The following is an 18834-nucleotide window of genomic DNA, read 5'->3' on the forward strand; positions in this document are numbered from 1 at the left end:
CTGCCACAAATGTCAGGGCCCGATGGGTATCATCAGTTTTATCGAGGAACTCGACATCATTGAAGGAATCCTATGTCATATAAATTGGCATTTGGATATCCGTAACCATGATCCGCCAAAACCTGCCATCCCCGATTCTATTCCAGATTTGGATTACGACTTTTCCCTTAAGCGCAAGCTTCATTGCGTGCCCCAAATCCCGATAGCCGAGTGGAATTGATTTTTTCAACGTTTAAGGGGATTTCCGGTGAAGTATGCTTAAAATCAGCACAAAAGATTGATGTTTACCCCTTTTTCGGTTAAGCAGGACCGAGTTTTTATTTTTTCTTTCCGGCGTTATTTTTATCCCAACGACCAGTTTGACATCAAAGCCCCAGCCGGGCAAGCCCGCAACATGTTGGGGTCTTGCCCGGCCGGGGCCATATTTTAAGGCTCTTGATAATCTCTTACGCTTTGTCTATCCATTGCCCGACAAAAAGGAAGTTCCTATCCACCACCCGGTAAACAACGCGACAATCAATTGCATATATCGCAGATTTTTAGTACGTTACTTATCAGTTCCTTACGAAACACAACCCCCGGTTTAGGAAAAATACCCATGCTGTTCTACCATACATTAACAAGATCAGTCTCCTCTTTGCTTACGGGCCTGGCCGTCCTGGCGATCTCATCCCAATGCCTGGCCGGATCACCTGCCGACATTGTGAAAATGGGCGATACCCTCCAGTCGGCCAGTGAGTTGTCCTATCCGCCTTTTTCCGTAATAAGCCCCGACGGCAAGGCAGATGGTTTCTCGGTCCAGCTGCTGACGGCCGTGGCAAACGCGATGGGGCTTGGGGTGAAATTCAAGGTCGGGCCATGGCATGAGATCAAGCAGGAACTCATCCGTGGCAACCTGGATGTCCTTCCCCTGGTGTCCTATTCCGAGGAGAGGGACCAGGTCCTTGATTTTTCAGCACCCTACCTGCGAATGCACGGTACCATATTTATCCGGAAGGAAGAGACTTCCATAAAGAGCGAAGCCGACCTGAAAGGCAGGGAGGTCCTTGTCATGGAAGGGGACACGGCCCATGAGTATGCCGTCCGGAATCATCTGACCGACAACCTGGTACTGACCGACACCTTTGAGGAGGCCATGGCCCGGCTTTCCCGCGGAGAAAATGATGCCGTGCTCATCCAGAAGCTGGTCGGATACCAGATCCTTCAAAAACTGAAAATTTCAAATCTGGTTGATATCGGCTCTCTGGAGCCGGAGAACCTTAAGCCCCAGGCCAGGCCGCTCTCCGGGTTCGAGCAGAAATTCTGCATCGCGGTTCCGGAGGGGAGACTGGATCTGCTGAGTCTGCTGAACGAGGGACTGACCATTGTCATCGCCAACGGGACCTATCAGGCACTTTACGATAAATGGTTCAGCCCCATCCTGCCAGCCCCCCAACCCTCCATGGGACAGATTTTGAAAAACCTGGCCGCCATCCTTATACCGGTGCTGATCATCGGGGTGATTCTTATGATGTGGCTGCTCAAGCGCCAGGTGAGGAAAAAAACGGTTGAATTGTCCTTTGCCAATCGAAAAATACAAGAGAGTGAGCAGAGATTACGCACAGCCATGGAGTTCGCCAATGACGGCCTCTTTGACTGGGACCTGACAACCGGTGAAATCTATTATTCACCCGTGTGGAAACGTCTCCTCGGGTATGGGGATGACGAACTGCCCAACGATTTCTCCGTGTGGGAGAAGCTGACGGATCCGTCAGATGCCCGGGATGCCAGGCAAATGCAGCAGGAAGTGATTAACGGGAAACGGGACCGTTTCGAGATTGAATTTAAAATGCGGCACAGGGATGGGCATTGGGTGGATATCCTGAGCCGGGCCAATGCGATTTTCGACGAAAAGGGCAAGGCAGTCAGATTTGTCGGCACCCATGTGGATATCAGTGATCGGAAGAGATACGAGGCCACCCTTAAGGAGAATGATCAGCGCTACAAAAGGGCCCAGCGCATGGGACGAGTGGGAAACTGGGAGTATGATCTTGTCACCGAAACCTTCTGGGGATCGGATCAAACAAAGCGGATATACGGATTTGACCCTGACAGTCCAGGGTTTACCACCCGGGAAGTGGAAGACTGCATTCCCGAAAAGGAACGGGTTCACCAAGCCCTGATGGACCTGATTGAAAAAGACACCCCCTATGATCTTGAATTTATGATCCACCCGGTTTCCGGCCCGGAAACCAGGACAATCCGGTCTGTGGCGGAGGTTCTCAGGGATGATTCAGGGGCACCCCTGAAAGTGGTCGGTTTAATTCAGGACATCACAGAACAGAAACGTGCCCAGGAGGAAAAGCAAGCCCTTGAAAGGGCCCTGAACCAGGCCCAGAAACTCGAATCCATCGGTCGCCTTGCAGGCGGGGTCGCCCATGACTTTAACAATATGTTGAGCATCATCCTAGGCAATAGTGAGATGTTGCTTGAAGACCTGCCCCCCTCAGACCGTATCGCAAAAAAGCTCAATGAGATCCACAGGGCGGCAAACAGATCTGCCGACCTGACCCGGCAGCTGCTTGCCTTTGCCAGGAAACAGACCATCTCTCCTAAAAATCTGAATTTAAATATTGCCATTGAGGGGATGCTTAAAATGTTGAGGCGCCTTATCGGAGAGGATATTGACCTTGTCTGGAACCCCGGTGACGACGTCTGGGCGGTCAAGATAGACCCTACGCAGGTTGACCAGATCCTGGCCAATTTCTGTGTTAATTCCAGAGATGCCATCCGGGATATCGGCAAGGTGACCATTGAAACCTGCAATGTCAGTTTTGACCAGGCGTATTGCCGGATTCACAAGGAGTTTCTTCCCGGGGACTATGTCATGCTGGCCTTCAGTGATGACGGCCGGGGAATGGATGCCATGACCCTGGACAAAATTTTTGATCCGTTTTTTACCACCAAGAAAACAGGTGAAGGCACGGGTCTGGGGCTTGCCACCATTTACGGTATTGTCAAACAGAACAACGGGTTTATCCATGTTTACAGCGAACCGGATCAGGGAACAGTATTCAAGGTCTATTTTACAAGAAGCCTGAGTGCCGGAGAATGTGAACAGGGGACAGGGGGCTTGGTCGTAAAGGGGCATGAAACCATCCTTCTGGTGGAAGATGATGAGGCCATCCTGAAGGTCATATCAAAGATGCTGGAACGACTGGGATACAGGGTTCTGAGCACCCCACGACCCAGCGAGGCCGTTAAGTTGGCCGCTTCGGCACAGCCTGGCGGGATTCAGCTTCTGATGACAGATGTTGTGATGCCCGAAATGAACGGCAGGGAACTGGCCGTCACCATAGAAAAAATTGATCCGGATGTCAATATCCTGTACATGTCCGGATATACGGCAAATGTCATTGCACACAGGGGGATACTGGAAGAAGGTCTGAACTTTATCAACAAGCCCTTTTCCAAAGAAACGCTGTCGCTGAAGCTGCGACAGATACTCGACAGGAAGGCCTGAAAAGTCCAAATCCGGTTCTCAGGTTCCGGCACAGTTCGAAAAAATCCCCCGGAATCCTTGAATAAGGAAAGTCTTCAAATCGTCATCAATTGGACTCTTGCAGTTTCATCAAGAGGAATTTACATTTTGAAAAACCGATGGGCGTCGGATAGGTGTAGTTTGGCCAAATGGATTTTTGAAAAATGGGGTTGCTCCCCGCCTGGTACTTTATTGTGTTGATTTTTCAGTCCCTGCCCAAAAAGCAAGAGTATAAAGTAATAAGTGGATTTTTAACCCTCCTTACGAGGGTCAACCTCGAAAATTAGGATAACAAAGTATTAAAAGGTGCTTTTAATTCCCAATCATGGATGCGTTATTTTTTCCGCATCCATTTTAAAGAGCCTGTTTCTACTGATAGACTGACCCTTTAGTCAGTCACCCTTCAATGCTTTACGTTGGTATGAGAACCTAGTCTTAAACACTTCATCGATATTAACCAATTCGCCTATTGTTGCACCTGCTTTAATCTTCTCTTGAAGGAGATGCTCTGTCTTCAAAAGCCGTTGAGCTTTTTGTAGGATCTTAGCAGCCTCAGTTTTTGGCACAACAACCACGCCGTTACAGTCTATAACAACAATATCCCCGGGCGAAACCGAAACCCCGGCACACTGGATGGAGACATTGACATCACCATAGCCCGCAACGGCACCCACATTAGGAACAACACCCTTGCAGATTACGGGAAACCTGATTTTTTTGATTTCTTCGACATCTCGGCAAGCACCATCGATCACAGCTGCAACCACCCCCCGATTGAGAGCCGACATTGTCATATTCTCTCCCCAGAAAGCTGTATTAAAAGATCCATGAGAATCGATAACCACAATATCTCCAGGCTGGCAGATATCGATCGCTTTAAAGGCCGCGGCTAAATCAGCGGCAAGAGTCTTAACGGTTATTGCTGTGCCGACGAGGCGAATACCTTCAAAGAGAGGTTTCATATCCGATGTCATTGCATTAAATCGTCCCATACAATCAGAGATAGCGCATGTACTAAAGGGTGTTGAAATCGATGACGCAATTTTAACGTTATCCGACAAATTTTCAGTATGTTAGTAATTGAAAAAGCCTCTGTTTAGTTGTATCTTTCAAGCGCCTAAACAAAAAGGAAACAACACCACAGAGGCTTTATGCATACAAAAAATATCAGGCGAATCATCACAAAGCAATTGAAAAAGAGTTTTCCGAACTGGAAAAAGATGACAAGGAAGTCCAAAAAAGAGCTGACAAAGCAAATCATGATGGAAGTTTTGGATAATTATGATTATTCTCAAACCTTGGACATCCCCATCGAAGAACTCATAGGAGTTGAAGATCAGGCCCCCTCAGCAGAGATTCGTAGCCTTCCTGAGATGGCGTCCTACATTGAAAATTTTCATTCCGACAACCTGTTTCATTTTGACACCCTGAAAAAGCCATACCCTGAAATTGTAGACCCGGAATTGCAGTTTGTTGACCAACTTATAGACAACCAGATTATCAACAGCTTGATTGCGCCTGACGGATATTCCGCTGTGCACAGGGATATTCAACCCTACCAGTTATTTCGGATGGAGCTTTTAAAAATAATCAAATACCCTGAAATCAGTTACAGGAAATTTTGCAGCGATGAATATTTTGGCAGGGAACGAAAGCAAAACAGGCGTTTTGTGAGACTGCCTTTAAATACCAAACACCAGGCAGATCATACTGAATTGTGTCACTTCCGGCGTGGCCTGAATTTCAAACAATTGATGAATGTCCTGGTATATTTCCTCCATCATTTTTATAAATCAGGCTGTCTGGAGAGTGCCGTTATCCATGGTGTTGATTCCAGTGAACTGCCGTCTGAAATCAATTACCCCCTTTGCACAATTCAGGTCAAAGGCAAAAAAATACGAATGTATTCCGATCCGGACTGTGATTGTGGAAAACGCCGGAATAAAAGGGATAAATCGTATTACGTCATTGGCTACCGGCTTCACACCCTAACAGCCATCAACCCATCGACAGGCCATAGTTTTCCATTGGTATCCCTAATCGGGGCGGCAAATCATCATGACAGCCTGTTTTTAAAACCGTTGATCAAGCTTGCTCAAACATTGGGTATTGATATCAAATTGATAACCGCCGACCAGGCTTATTGCGCTGGACCCTAATGAATGAACAGCCTGGGGCCTGAGATAAGCTCTGAATCTGTTTTTTAAAAAAATTAAAAAATAGAAAAACATCGCACGGGTGACTGGTTTTTATGCGCCCGGAGGGCGTGTAAAAAACAGGCAGCAGTAACCCTATGCGACCGCCTTTCGTTCTTGGTTTTTATAGTAAATTTCATCTGGTGTCCAGTTGTCCAGTGACTGATGAAAGCGTTCCCCGTTGTAGTACAGGAACCATTGTGTCAGTCCTTGGCGGAGCTTCAAACCTCCTTCAAACGCCCTTAAATACAAATAGTGATACTTCAGAGTCCACCATAGCCGTTCAATGAAAATATTATCACGAAAACGGCCACGGCCATCCATGCTGATACGGATGGCGTTCTCCTTCAAGACTCCAGTGAAGGCCTCACTGGTGAACTGGCTCCCCTGGTCTGAATTGAATATTTCGGGACAACCATATTGATGTATCGCATCTTCAAGAGTGTCAATACAGAATGCCGTTTCAAGGGTATTGGAAAGCCGCCAGGATAATACTTTCCGACTATACCAGTCCATAATTGCCACAAGATACATAAAACCTTTGGCAAGAGGAATGTATGTGATATCCGCACACCAAACCTGATTGGGACGGTTTATTGTCAGTTTACGAAGCAAATAGGGATAGACCTTGTGCCTCGGGTGCTTCTTACTTGTTTTCGGCTTTGGATATATGGCCCGTAATCCCATTATGCTCATCAGTCTCCGGACACGCTTACGACTTATTTTATAGCCCAACCTTTGCAGAAAAGTACGCATTGATCGGCTTCCATAATTCGGGGTTTTTAAATATTGCTCATCAATCAGTCTCATCTGCTCAAGATCCAGACGACGAACTTTTTTGGGGCGGTAATATACCGAGGTTCGGCTTACCTTAAGCAACTTACATTGTTGAACAATGCTGATCCGAGGATTATTGAAATCGACCATTTTTTTACGTTCTGTTCGACTTAAAAGTTGAGCTTTTTCGACAAAAAATCGTTTTCCACCTTTAATTTGCCAATTTGGCGGTAAAGCTCATCTACTTTGGTATCCATATGTTTTTTTTGATTCCGATTTTTATCGAACACATCTGCGGCGCCGTTAAGCAGATTCCGTTTCCAGGTGTTGATCATTGTCGGGTGGATTTCATACCGCGCTGCCAACTCGGCTACTGTTTGCCCATTTTTCAGGGCAGCCAACGCAACCTTCGCTTTGAACTCAGGTGAATACTGTTTCCGTTTCCTGGTGGTCATTGCCAACTCCTTTCATGTTAGTGAATCAGAGCTTAGCACATTGTTCGGATTCTGGGGACCACCGCATATCACGATAGTGATGGTTCGGTTCTCAACGAAACCGGTGTCTATGTCGTCACCCCTGCATCGGAGAAAGCCAAACTTCCTGACAACGTTTTGGAATCGCCATTAAGGGTTGCCTGTAATGATTCTTGTGAGATTCCAATGCAGTTTTTGGGATCGACACCGGAAGGCCACGAATTTGGATGTGATGCCGTTCCGGGTGAGTGTGCGTTTGAATCAAATTGTTCAAAATCAAGGATCGTTGATTTTGACAGCGGCTATTTTCAACCAATGCCGATTTTTCATAGCGGATCTCAAGACGCAATCGAGATCCGGAAAAACTGTGAAAGGCCCTTTAATCTGATGAAAAAAAGAGAAGGCCTCGAACAAACACGGGTAAGAAGCCAGCATGGTGTGATTGTCCGATCAACTCTGACGACTATCGTAACATTGTTGATTGAAATGGCCGGAACAAGGCATAAACCAATGAAAAAAGAAGATGGGCAAAAGGAGTTGTTTGCTGCCACAGGATGAATTGAACGTTCAATGCGGGATTTTTTCTGAGCCGATTGATCGGTCGCTATTGGTATATCTGAATACAACAAAGGCCGCCGTCTGAAATAGATTTTATGCGGTAAAAAACAAAACCAGATATTGCTACGGTAAAAGCCGGACAATCTGACATTGGAAAAAAGAATTACAAACGCGTGGGGCACCTATAACGAAACAGAAATTTGAACGGTTTCAACACCCTTCTGTACTCTTAAAAAATGCCCGTTTGTTATCAAATATGAATGATATGTAAAAATTGACTTTAATTGACTCTACATCTTTGAAATTAATTGAAATCACCTTGCCTTTTTTAAAAAAAATAAATGAAATTCGATTTTCAATAGTATCTATTACTAGCTTGTAAATAAAAAGTCGTTGGATTATCTCAAATGCTCCAAAAAGAACAAGGTAGACTACAAAAAATCGTCCTGCCGTGAAAAAATCATCGGGACCAGCATCAATACCGAATTCTAAGAAGATAATAGCAGATATAATTATAAATGAAATTATCCAGCCATATCTTAAAACGATTAACTCAATTTTGGGTCTACTGTATTCCAATATTGGTCCTTTTTTAATGTCTATAACCTTGAGTGAACCGGCCCCGGGCCTCTGTGCTTTAAATAATACTCGGTAAGAACCCCGCAGTCCGGTTCAGAAAGTTATTCTTACACCATTAGTTTATTTCAGGGCGTTAAAATTAAGTCCACATCTTTGGCACTTGTCGTCTAACCGCATAAAAGGTTTTGTTGGTCTTCTTTTGCATGAGGGGCATTTTAACATGATATATTCAAGTATTGGGACTGCTACATATATAGCAGTAAAATAGTACAATAGGGATTCTCCCCAGACTACAGTTCCAAGCAACAAGATCGGGAAAAATACCCAAAGGAATAGATATATTGCAACCGAATATTTGGTTCGAAATTTTAAATATCTGATCATTAGTGTCCGGTTAACTTTCGAATAAATTCAATTGGATATAACCGCTAGTAATTTTATTTTTGTATCCCATCTCTGAAAACACCGATGAAATGGGGATTTTCTCAAAAATTGTGATGCTCAAAATCTGTAAAATTGTGTAGAGACTTTGTTCAAGCTTCATGTTAGCGAAATTATTTATTTAATAAGTCCATAAATGACGTGATCATTATATTTATTATATACCTTTTCGGCTCTTTTGATTATTCCTTCATTTTCAAATGAGAGCCTTTCAGGAATTGCTCTACTTTTCATATTTCCGACTGCGCATCTGATGTCTATTCTTTGTAATTCTACTTCTTCAAAGCCTAATTCAATGAGATCTTTGACACATTTCGTCATGATGCCATTGCCTGTAAAATCTTTACCTAGCCAGTACCCAAGGTGACCTATTTTGTTGGTATTATCTATTTTGTTAAACCCTAATACTCCTGCAATCTCAGTTTTGTAGAAGATAGTTTGATGGATAGCTTCTTGTCTGCTGAACCTCTGAAGCTGCAACTCAATAAAGGCTTTTGTGTCTTCAGGTCTCATAATTGTATCAAGCCATGGAAGCCATTCTTTAAGGTGTTTCCGATTTCGATTGGTCAGATCGAACAAATCTTCTGAAAATGAAGGCACTGACAAACAAACCTTTATGTCATTATCAATTATTCGATAGTACATTATTATTTTTCTATAGCTAACGACAAGCTCAGCCGGCCGGGGCATATAGCCGAGCAGGTTGTCGAAGCCAAGTTTTTTTGAAAACCAAGTGCTTTGGAAAAGCTGCTATCCCCCCGGGTCGACTGCAGCGTTATGTAAATTCTCTTTCCATACAAGTAGTTATGAAATACCCCACATTGCCAGGTCAAACGACTTTTCAATAACCAAAGATTCAATCAATCCATTTAGATTTTAAAATCAAATTATTTGCGTTTTTATATTTCAATTTTCCATAAAAATTGTCATGCATTATGTCGTTAACTGCTAATAATTCGATCAATGAGGCACCTTTTTCTTTAACCTGATGCTCTAATTCCAACATTAACAAAGTACCATAGCCATTTTTTTGATGTTGATAGGAAATAACAATTTCTTCTAACTCATATGCAAGCAAGTCATCATATTGTTTAAAATAACCCATTGCAAATCCGATGATTTCGTTATCTTTTTTTTGAATCAAGACAAATGAATCTTCAATAGTCCATACTTGATGTATGCGCTTAAATGCCTTCTCATAAGTCCAACTACTTTCATCGTGGCTATTATAATAATCAATGAATATGGAAATAACTTCATCAATATCTTCAATGCACATTTGGGTATATTTCATTAAGTACCTACAGTTTTAACAACAACAGTGCTTTTAATACATAACAGTGGTGATAACTGGAAAATTTACATCATATATCATTATATCTGCAAATATTTTCCATGCTATCTCATATCATCATTGGCAACCTGGAAAGGATAATCCAGGGTATTATTCCTTTCTTGCTTTTTCCACGATAACAGATATCAAGCTTTAGAAAATGGACATTATCCGATCTAATCAGGATCAGATTGTCTTTGCCTGAAAATCAACTTAATTGGAGAGTAACTTGAATTTTGGACTTATTGCAACCATGATTTTTAAAATCAAGTTTGTATAAATCTGAATTTTATGGGTTCCTGCTAAATGCTCTAAAAAGACGGACAATAAATGTATATACAGATGCCATGGAATCGGGCATCGCTGAAAAGGTCAAGGCAATGGTAATTAAGATGCTGAGTATCACAATATCAAAACCCAGATCGAGAATATCCAAAATGTTTCGACTTCCTCAATCACTTCAATAAACCAAGTCATTGATGTAATTAATACCGCCAAAAAGATGATTGCCACCATTGCTGCGGCAGTCACACAGCAATCTTCCGCCACCCAGAAAATATCCAATAACATTGAACCATTATCTTTGGGCATACAGGAAGTCAATGAGAATGTGAGTCAAAGTTATGTGGTTTCCGTCCAGATCTCTGAAGATATTTCAAACGTCAATTCTGCATCCAAGGAAATGACGTCCAATAGTGAAATTGTAAAAGAAAGCGCCAAACAGCTGAAGGAAATGGCTGAAAAATTCAAAGTCATTTTAGATACCTTTGTAATCGAATAGGAAAACCAGGCAATCCAAGGGTAACAATCCCGGCCCTCTGGGCCGGGGTTTCCAGGTTAGATTAAACAGACCCAACCCGGCAGGCCAATAGTCTTTCAATTCAGTGAATAAAAAAGATTTACCTTGACAACAAGCAAATCCCTGTCCTAATTCTCGTTTTGGGGATACGTTTTTTTATTTTCATTAACTTATGGAGCATGGTCATGGGCACCCAAAGAGATCTGGTCCTTGCAGTAGATGATAACCCCCAGAATCTGCAGTTTTTAGGCAGGCTTCTCTCTGACAACGGATATGAAGTCGGACTGGCCCAAAGCGGGCGCAGGGCCCTGGTCTTTGTCGAGAAGAATGAGCCTGATCTGATTCTCCTGGACATCATGATGCCCGATATGGACGGGTATGAGGTTTGTCAAACCCTTAAAGGAAATACGGCCTTCCGCCACATCCCGGTGATCTTTCTGACGGCCAAGACCGATACCCAAAACCTGGTCAGGGGGTTTGAGGCCGGAGGCGTGGACTATGTGACCAAGCCCTTTAACTCGGCGGAGCTTCTGGCCCGGATCAAGACCCATGTGGAGCTTAAGATCCTGAGAGGCCTTCTGCCCATATGCTCCAACTGCAAGAAGATCAGGGATGACCAGGGGTTCTGGAACCAGGTGGATGCCTATGTCGAGGCCCACTCCCAGGCCGTTTTTACCCACGGGATCTGCCCGGACTGCACACATGAGCTTTACAAGGAACAAAGTTGGTATCAGAAAAGGCATGGCAAATAGATCCCGGCACAGCCTTTCCTGGGCCGTACTCCCATCCATGAATTCATAATCTTTACAGATAGGAGGAAAACCATGTCTGAATCCGGAACCGGCCCCATTGTCGATTATTCCCAGGACGATTTGTATGATTTTATTGAAGGCGCCACCTTTCTTGCCACAGGGGGCGGCGGCCCCAAGGATGTGGCCCGGGATTTTCTTAAAAACAGCGGGGTGACATCGGTGAATACCCTATCCTCCCCCAAGGTCCCGGACCAGATGTCCATCGCCTGTGCCGCCGAGGTCTTTGCGCCCTCGGCCATTGAGGCCAAAAAAGATTATACAGCGGCCCTGAAATCCTATGAAGGCCTCGTTTCCCCGGGGCCGGGAAAGCTCACGGGGGTGATGGCAGGGGAGGTAGGAGCCATCAACGGCATTGTTCCGGCCATTGTTGCCGGCCTGACAGATTCCTTTCTCATTTCAGACACCCAGACCGACCGGGCCGTCTCGGAAATGGACATGGGACTGTTCCAGAACCGGGTGCCCTACTATTATCTGAACATGCTGGATGACGACGGCAAAGCCCTGCTCCAGAAAAGCTATCCCGCATCCGACCGGGATGCCATGATCGTGGAAAAGGATGTGGCCAATACCATGAAGGCCCATCCGGAACTTGAAGGTGTGGGCGGATTTGCCACCTATCCCATGACGGGCAGGGATCTGAAAGGATATTACAGCCAGGGTCTGCTCCAGCCCCATACCTTTGATTTTGCCAGATATATCGGCGCCTGTATGAAAGAACCCGGATTCGAACCGCTCATATTCAACGCCGTAAAGGAGTGGCTGGGCAGCGGATATACCCCCTACCGCATGTTCAAAGGATACCTGGCAAACGCAAGGCAGGTGGCAAAAAACCAGGATTACGGCATGGCCGATTTTATCTCCTCTGATCCTTTAAGCAGCATGGGGGCAAGGATCTACTATTCCAACGAGAACATGATCGCCTATTATACCCTCTGGGTTCTGGTCAGAACCGTGCCCACTCCCATTGAAATCAGCCCCATGGCCATCGGGCCGGACGCCATCTGCTACCTGCTCACCTCCGCCAGGTACGGCAACGGGTATTCATTCACCAACGAGGCATTCACAGAGGACTACGGAAACCCTGATTTTTTCAAAACCCATGAGATCGAGATTTTGGGCTTTCCCGAGCCCACATTGCGCCGGACAAATCTCATCGCCAACTTCAAGCGGGAGATCACGGCAACAATGGGGGCTTTCGGGAAAACCTATCCGGGCAGTTATATCCCCATAGAACAATTGCAGGAAGGCAGGATAGAGGTGGATCTCCCCAAAATACCCGGCCGGGAAAACCAAGTTTCCGGCATGACCCTGAAAGGCCCCTACCCCGGGGCTGTCATCCGGTATACCGTGGACAACAATGAGCCGGACACGGATTCACCCATATATGAGGCCCCGGTTCCCCTCAAGGAACTGGCCGGCAGTACCGTAAAGGCCCGGCTCTTCCATGGGGGCAGTCTGCCGGGACCCACCACTCACATCGTCCTTCCCAAGGAGTAACCGAGTTTGACAAACCCCGGAAAAATGCGGGCTGTAAGTTTTCGTCGGGGACTGCTTGTCTGCATATGGCTCCTGGTGGCCTTGGGGATGCCCGCATGGGCCGGGTTTTCTGTCCGGCACCCGTTCAATACCGGCGCCTATAATAATTGCCTTATCCAGGACAGGGACGGGTTTATCTGGGTCGGCTGCACCAACGGCATTGTCCGGTACGACGGTTACAGCACAAAATTTACCAAGGCCGGAGAAGGCCGGCTCTCTTCGGCCATTGCCGGCTGCATTTTCGAAGACGACCAGGGGATTTTGTGGATCGGCACCTCGGCAGGGCTGAACCAATTCGACAAAAAGACCAATACCTTTACCTATTATAAATACGATCCCGGGGATGTGGGAAGCATCAGCTCCGGCCAGTTTAACTGGGCACCCAGGACCATTGCCCAGGACAGGGACGGTTTCATGTGGTTCGGCACCCGGGCCGGGGTCAACCGGTTGGACAGGGCAACCGGAATATTCACCCGGATCCGCCATGTCCCGGGGGATCCCAACAGCCTCAGCCACGATTCCGTATGGACCGTGGCGGCGGGCAGGGACGGGACAATCTGGATCGGCACCGAGACCGGGCTGGATGCATACTCTCCCAAAACAAAAAAGGTGACCCGGTTTACCCATGATCCATACGATTCTTCCAGCCTGGGCCGGGGCCGGGTATATGCGGTGCTGGAAGATGAATGGCCCTTTGTCTGGGCGGGTACAAGCCTTGGCGGCCTGAGCCGTCTGAACCGGGAAACCGGAAGGTTCCAGCGGTTTGAACATATCCCGGACCATCCCAACAGCTTAAGCCACAACCAGGTTTACACCATTACCCGGGACCGCAACGGCCTGCTCTGGCTCGGACGCTCCTATGACGTGGCCGCAGGCCTTGAATGTCTTGACCCGAAAACCGGGAAGTTCACGGTGTATAAACATGTTGATGACGATGCCCAAAGCATTTCCGGAGATATCATCATGGGATGCTACGAAGACAGGGCCGGTATCCTGTGGATTGTTGAAAACACCGGTGCCATAGACAAGTGGGACCCCAGCCAAAAACCCTTTGACCAGTACCGCCACAGGGCCGGGGACCCCAGAGGCCCCAGTTCAAACGTCATCACCACCATTGTCGAATCCGGTGACGGCAGCCTCTGGATGGGGACCCAGCTGGGGGGGCTCAACCGGCTTGACCGGGAAACAGGGCGGTTCAGGGTATACCGGAAATCCGGCCCCAAAGGCTTGGGCATTACCAATGATTATGTTTTTTCCGTGCTGGAAGACCCGGACAAAAAATTGTGGATCTCAATGAACAACGGCGTGGTCGGTATATTGGATCCCGATTCCGGCGGCCTTGAAAAACAATTTATCAACCCCCATACAGACGGGGTGGCCCGGGGGATGATCCAGGACAGGCTGAATCCTGACATCCTCTGGTTCGGCACCGAGGCGGACGGGATTTTCAGGCTGAACAAACTCACCGGAAGATTCACCCGGTTCTCCCATGATTCCGAGAATGAAAACAGCCTGGCCAACAATGTGGTCACACGTCTGTTCCAGGAAGAGAACGGAACCCTGTGGGTGCCGACCCTGGGCGGAGGCCTGGACCGGTTTGACGCGGCCGCCAACGTCTTTGTCCATCATCAAAAGGATGGGGACAACCCCTGGGCCATCAGCGGCAACATGGTGACGGACTGCCTCCTGGACGGCCAGGGACGTTTCTGGATCGCCACGGGTGACGGGGGCTTGAACCGGCTGGACCCCAAGACCGGAAAGTTCAGGCATTACGGAGAAAAAGAGGGGTTTGAGACCCGGACCATCCGGGCCATTCTGGAAGACGGTCTGGGAAATCTGTGGCTGAGCAGCGATTCCGGTCTGATCCGGTTCAACCTCTCCGAAGAACGGGTCACCGGCCGGTTTACCGAACAGGACGGACTGCTGGGAAACGATTTCAGTCCCTACGCCACCAGTGCCGTAAAAACCCGTGACGGAAAACTCTGGTTTTCAAGCCTTAAAGGCGTGATCAGCTTCTTCCCCAGCCAAATCAAAACCAATCCCTATATTCCCCCGGTTGCCCTGACCAGTTTCCACATCCCCGGCCGGGCCGTTCCCATCCGGGCCTGCCCGGAAACCATTGAACAGGTCCATCTGGACTGGCAAAACAATTCCTTTGAATTCGAATTCGCAGCCCTGAACTTTACCCAGCCCCGGAAAAATAAATATGCCTATTTTCTGGAAGGCTTTGACAACGGCTGGAATCAGAGCGGGACCCGGCGTTACGGCAGCTACACCAATTTGCCCGGCGGCAGCTACCTCTTACAATTGGCCGGATCAAACAATGACGGGGTCTGGAACAAAAAAGGAGCCCGGATTGAAATTCATGTGGCTTCTCCGCCCTGGAAAACCGCATGGGCATACGGCCTGTACTGTCTCCTCGGGACGGCCTTCTGGCTATGGGGCTGGAAACTGGCATCCGGAAATATACAAAAAAGGCTGGCCGCCAAAGAAGCGGAACTGGAAAAAGAGAAAAAGATCAATGACCAGTTGAAAGCCCTCGACGGGATGAAAACCGACCTGCTTGAAAAAAAAGCTGAGGTTGAAAACAGACTCAGGAGCAACAAGGCAAGGCTGGAAAAAATGGTAAAGGAACGCACGGCCGAACTGGAGACCGAAAAAGAGAAGGCAGAATCCGCAAGCCTGGCAAAAAGCGAGTTTCTGGCCAATATGAGCCATGAAATCAGGACCCCTTTGAACCTGATCCTCGGGTACTCGGAGATGATTGAAAAACAGATCCCGGACAAGACGGTCATTGGCTATCTTTCAACCATCCGCTCGGCCGGCTCCACCCTGTTGACCCTGCTCAACGATATTCTTGACCTGTCCAAGGCGGAATCGGGCAAGTTTACCCTGGCATACGCTCCGTTCAACCTTGACCGTCTCTTTGAAGAGATCCGGCGGATTTTTTCCATCACCGCAGGGAACAAGGGGCTGGTCTTTCATATTGAAAAAAGCGGCACCCTGCCCGTTGCCATTGTCCTGGACAAGACACGGCTGCGCCAGGTGCTTATTAACATCGTGGGCAACGCCGTAAAATTCACGGATAAGGGATATGTCAAACTCAGGGCAGATTACCATAGATTTGACCACGGGCCTTTGTCTTCCGAGTTTTTGATCTCTGTTGAGGATACCGGCATGGGCATTGCCCCGGAGCAAAAGGACCTGATTTTCGAGAGGTTCAGCCAGCAGAAGGGACAAAACTTTAACATTTACGGGGGAACGGGCATCGGACTTTCCATATCAAAAAAACTGATCACAGCCATGGGCGGCACCATAACCGTGGAAAGCAGCCCCGGCCAGGGCAGCCGGTTTCTGGTCTCCATTCCCGATGTCAAACCCCATGATTCCTCGGATTATCTGGACCCTGCCCCCTCTGCTGCCGAGGAATCCCCCGCTCCTGAACCCCGATCTGCCCGGCCGGATCAGGACCTTTCCCCTGAAATCCTTTCAGGCCTGCCCGGTTTGCTGACCCGTCTGGAAAAGGAATTCAAGCCGAGATGGGAGGAGCTGCGGGACGCCCTGGTGATCCACAGGATCGAAAGGTTCTCAAAGGATGCAGCCGCCCTGGGCGCCCAATACCAATATGACCCCTTACGGCTCTGGGCAGAAAGGCTGCAGACCCAGGCCCGGACATTCGACATGGTCCATCTGCCCGACACCCTGGCCGGATTACCGGGGCTCATGGAGGAACTGGCAGACCGGATCCCAAAGTCCCCTATAACTTGAAGGTTCAGGACTCTGTGACGGCCTGATCCTGTCCCCCTTGTTGTGCAGTCTGTTTCCTCAGACGGGAAAGGTTCCAGGTTACCGTCTTCCCCCCCTTAAAAAACCATATGCCGCTCCCGTGAATCCCCCGGCCAGATGGCTGAACTGGGAAATCTGGTCGACCTTCAGGATGGCGGCCACCTCGGATCCGATGAAAATCACGGCCACCAGGATAAAGGTGAGAGGGACTTCCCTGGCCCTGAAATTGGAAAAGGAACTGAGCAGAATCATCATAAAGGCCAGGCCGCTGCCCCCGATAAGGGAGGTATGAAACAGGACCGCATTTAACAGGGCCGTTGCCGCCGCGGTGACCGCCATCATCTCAAACAATTTCCAGGACCGGTATTTTTCCTCCAGCAGGGGGCCCAGCAGGAGGATAATCATCAGATTTCCCATAAGATGGGACCAGCCGGCATGGGTAAATACATGGGTAAACAGCCGGATATAAAAAAGAGGGGATGAAAAGGCCGGTCCGGACGGGGAGGAAAAGTTCAGCCCCAGGGTCCCGGAAACGGGCAGGATAAGGCAGAGAAGGGCCAGCAGGGCATAGGTCAGGACAACGGGTGAATTGTATTTGATCTTCATGGTTTCTCCTTGGGTTTCCTTTTGGGCGGTTATACCCGGTCGGGGCTGCAGGGTCAAGCCTGTCCCGCACTGTCTTTTACATAAACAGGCTTGAAAAAAATCCGTTTGATTGTTTTGTCCAACCCGGCAGAGAAATGGAAGATGCGTTCCGCGCATTTCAACCGTCGGTCCCGACCGGTTGGAAAAAGGAATTCCCCGTGGTATTTCCGTCTTGGAACCCCGGGGAATTAACCCGGCAGAAACCCCCTTCCCGCACTTTTGGATAAACCGGAAACCCAGGCTAAAAATAATTTCTCAACTTCAGCTCAAAGGGATGGGGATTCAGATAAGTCTGGCTCTTCAGCCAGGACTGATCGTATTTTCGCACGTAGTGGTTGATCAGGGTTAAAGGGACCACCAGGGGGACATAGCCTTCCCGGTATTGATCAATCACGGAGAGCATTTCCTGCTTTTCATCAGGGCTGAGCTGTTTTTTGAAGAATCCCATGATATGCAGAAGAACATTGATGTTTTTTTTGGAGGTGGTTTTCAGATTCAGGGCCCTGAACAGAAGACTTTCGTATTGATCAAAAAGCGGCTCCATGCCCAGTTTCCTGCCCCTTGCCACCAGTTTGCCCAGTTTTCGATAATTCTCCTGGCTGTGGGAGAGGATGAGCAATTTGTTCCGGGTATGAAAATCCACCAGGCCTCCCGGGGTTTTGCTCCCGGCCACCAGCCGCCGCCAGCGCTGGAAGAAAAAGATCTTTTCGATAAAATGCTCCCTAAGCCCGGGATCCTGGAGGCGGCCGGCCTCCTCCACCGGTATCCTGGGAAAATGGAGGGTAAAGGCCCGGGCAAAAAGACCGGTTCCGGTCTTTCTTACCTTGCCGTCATCCCCGTACACCCGGATACGGTATAGTCCGGATGAAGGGGATTTGCTCTTGAAGATAAAGCCGCAGAGATTCTCCTTTTCCAATTTTTTGAGCCTTCCTGGAATCCACTCTTCCATCATACGGGTCTTGTCCACTTGGGTTTTTTGGGTCTCCAGCCGGGGGGCCCGGGGATCTCCTTTCAGCCGGACCGCTTCCCTGGGAACGGGCATGCCGCATTCTGTCTCCGGGCAGACCGGGACATACTCTGCAAACATTCCCAGGGTCTGGGTCAGATACCGGTCATGGCTGTGATTCCCGTCATACCGGACTTTATGGCCGAGAAGACAGGTGGAAATCCCGATTCTTATCTTTTCGGGTTTTTGGGCTTTTTTTTCAGATTGAAGTTCCATGGATCCTCCCCTGGGGATTGAATTTCCATATTTTAGGAGGCGATGCGATCCGTTCCCGGATCAGAATAAATTCGCCCCAAGATAGAACAATATTGACAGGCAGGTTTACAGTATATAGGTTTTATACCACAGGTAAAAGTTTTTTCGCCGTTTTTCGA

The 18834-nt window shown here is 48.0% G+C and carries 14 protein-coding genes; 7 read left to right on the top strand and 7 right to left on the bottom strand.

The window, feature by feature from the left end; genetic code table 11:
- Nucleotides 1-598: 598 nt before the first annotated feature.
- Nucleotides 599-3502, top strand: coding sequence for a PAS domain-containing protein (locus F608_RS35410; protein WP_022668941.1), 2904 nt, complete (start codon nt 599-601; stop codon nt 3500-3502).
- Between the two features lie 410 nt (nt 3503-3912).
- Here the strand turns inward: F608_RS35410 and F608_RS33615 are convergent, their stop codons facing one another.
- A complete protein-coding gene (locus F608_RS33615; RefSeq protein ID WP_022668943.1) occupies nt 3913-4581 on the bottom strand; it encodes an RraA family protein in 669 nt (222 codons plus the stop codon).
- A gap of 90 nt (nt 4582-4671) precedes the next feature.
- Between F608_RS33615 and F608_RS0127345 the strand changes: the two genes are divergently transcribed.
- Nucleotides 4672-5679 carry a hypothetical protein gene (locus F608_RS0127345; RefSeq protein ID WP_022667033.1) on the top strand — a complete coding sequence of 336 codons (1008 nt, stop codon included), beginning with the start codon at nt 4672-4674 and terminating at the stop codon, nt 5677-5679.
- Between the two features lie 132 nt (nt 5680-5811).
- Here the strand turns inward: F608_RS0127345 and F608_RS0127350 are convergent.
- A protein-coding gene (locus F608_RS0127350; protein WP_208599521.1) for an IS3 family transposase occupies nt 5812-6947 on the bottom strand; the annotation gives its coding sequence in 2 pieces (ribosomal slippage) (nt 5812-6668 and nt 6668-6947; 1137 coding nt in all).
- A 204-nt stretch (nt 6948-7151) separates the two neighbouring features.
- On the opposite strand from F608_RS0127350, the gene F608_RS0127360 reads away from it, so the two are divergent.
- Nucleotides 7152-7523, top strand: coding sequence for a hypothetical protein (locus tag F608_RS0127360; protein WP_027363183.1), 372 nt, complete (start codon nt 7152-7154; stop codon nt 7521-7523).
- A 210-nt stretch (nt 7524-7733) separates the two neighbouring features.
- On the opposite strand, the gene F608_RS0127365 is transcribed toward F608_RS0127360, so the two are convergent.
- The 3 genes from F608_RS0127365 to F608_RS0127380 all read right to left on the bottom strand — a co-directional run bounded on the left by F608_RS0127365 (nt 7734) and on the right by F608_RS0127380 (nt 9837).
- Nucleotides 7734-8102 carry a hypothetical protein gene (locus tag F608_RS0127365; RefSeq protein WP_022668944.1) on the bottom strand — a complete coding sequence of 123 codons (369 nt, stop codon included), beginning with the start codon at nt 8100-8102 and terminating at the stop codon, nt 7734-7736.
- Nucleotides 8103-8660: 558 nt separating this feature from the next.
- Nucleotides 8661-9233 carry a GNAT family N-acetyltransferase gene (locus tag F608_RS0127375; RefSeq protein ID WP_341833820.1) on the bottom strand — a complete coding sequence of 191 codons (573 nt, stop codon included), beginning with the start codon at nt 9231-9233 and terminating at the stop codon, nt 8661-8663.
- Nucleotides 9234-9399: 166 nt separating this feature from the next.
- A complete protein-coding gene (locus F608_RS0127380; RefSeq protein WP_022668946.1) occupies nt 9400-9837 on the bottom strand; it encodes a GNAT family N-acetyltransferase in 438 nt (145 codons plus the stop codon).
- 541 nt (nt 9838-10378) lie between these two features.
- Here F608_RS0127380 and F608_RS33620 point away from each other — a divergent pair.
- The 4 genes from F608_RS33620 (at nt 10379) to F608_RS33625 (ending at nt 16791) form a co-directional block, all read left to right on the top strand.
- Nucleotides 10379-10657, top strand: coding sequence for a hypothetical protein (locus F608_RS33620; protein WP_033399052.1), 279 nt, complete (start codon nt 10379-10381; stop codon nt 10655-10657).
- A 203-nt stretch (nt 10658-10860) separates the two neighbouring features.
- Complete coding sequence (locus tag F608_RS0127395) at nt 10861-11427, top strand: response regulator (protein ID WP_022668949.1); 567 nt, start codon at nt 10861-10863, stop codon at nt 11425-11427.
- Nucleotides 11428-11499: 72 nt separating this feature from the next.
- Nucleotides 11500-12984, top strand: a complete 1485-nt coding sequence (locus F608_RS0127400; protein WP_022668950.1) for an S-methyl thiohydantoin desulfurase domain-containing protein — start codon at nt 11500-11502, stop codon at nt 12982-12984.
- A gap of 6 nt (nt 12985-12990) precedes the next feature.
- On the top strand, nt 12991-16791 hold the full coding sequence (locus F608_RS33625) for a ligand-binding sensor domain-containing protein (protein ID WP_022668951.1): 3801 nt from the start codon (nt 12991-12993) through the stop codon (nt 16789-16791).
- 78 nt (nt 16792-16869) lie between these two features.
- Here F608_RS33625 and F608_RS0127410 read toward each other — a convergent pair whose 3' ends face one another.
- The gene (locus tag F608_RS0127410; protein WP_022668952.1) at nt 16870-17415 is read right to left on the bottom strand and encodes a rhomboid family intramembrane serine protease; all 546 of its coding nucleotides are present in this window, start codon (nt 17413-17415) and stop codon (nt 16870-16872) included.
- A 280-nt stretch (nt 17416-17695) separates the two neighbouring features.
- A complete protein-coding gene (locus tag F608_RS0127415) occupies nt 17696-18676 on the bottom strand; it encodes a YbgA family protein (protein WP_022668953.1) in 981 nt (326 codons plus the stop codon).
- Nucleotides 18677-18834: the final 158 nt, after the last annotated feature.

Source organism: Desulfospira joergensenii DSM 10085 (assembly GCF_000420085.1).
Classification (GTDB): Bacteria; Desulfobacterota; Desulfobacteria; order Desulfobacterales; family Desulfobacteraceae; genus Desulfospira; species Desulfospira joergensenii.

Bases quoted from the DNA above. Each gene is read 5' to 3' on its own strand.
- F608_RS35410 (WP_022668941.1), top strand. From the start codon at position 599: ATGCTGTTCTACCATACATTAACAAGATCAGTCTCCTCTTTGCTTACG.
- F608_RS0127345 (WP_022667033.1), top strand. From the start codon at position 4,672: ATGCATACAAAAAATATCAGGCGAATCATCACAAAGCAATTGAAAAAG.
- F608_RS0127360 (WP_027363183.1), top strand. From the start codon at position 7,152: ATGCAGTTTTTGGGATCGACACCGGAAGGCCACGAATTTGGATGTGAT.
- F608_RS0127375 (WP_341833820.1), bottom strand. From the start codon at position 9,233: ATGCCCCGGCCGGCTGAGCTTGTCGTTAGCTATAGAAAAATAATAATG.
- F608_RS0127380 (WP_022668946.1), bottom strand. From the start codon at position 9,837: ATGAAATATACCCAAATGTGCATTGAAGATATTGATGAAGTTATTTCC.
- F608_RS33620 (WP_033399052.1), top strand. From the start codon at position 10,379: ATGATTGCCACCATTGCTGCGGCAGTCACACAGCAATCTTCCGCCACC.
- F608_RS0127395 (WP_022668949.1), top strand. From the start codon at position 10,861: ATGGGCACCCAAAGAGATCTGGTCCTTGCAGTAGATGATAACCCCCAG.
- F608_RS0127400 (WP_022668950.1), top strand. From the start codon at position 11,500: ATGTCTGAATCCGGAACCGGCCCCATTGTCGATTATTCCCAGGACGAT.
- F608_RS0127410 (WP_022668952.1), bottom strand. From the start codon at position 17,415: ATGAAGATCAAATACAATTCACCCGTTGTCCTGACCTATGCCCTGCTG.
- F608_RS0127415 (WP_022668953.1), bottom strand. From the start codon at position 18,676: ATGGAACTTCAATCTGAAAAAAAAGCCCAAAAACCCGAAAAGATAAGA.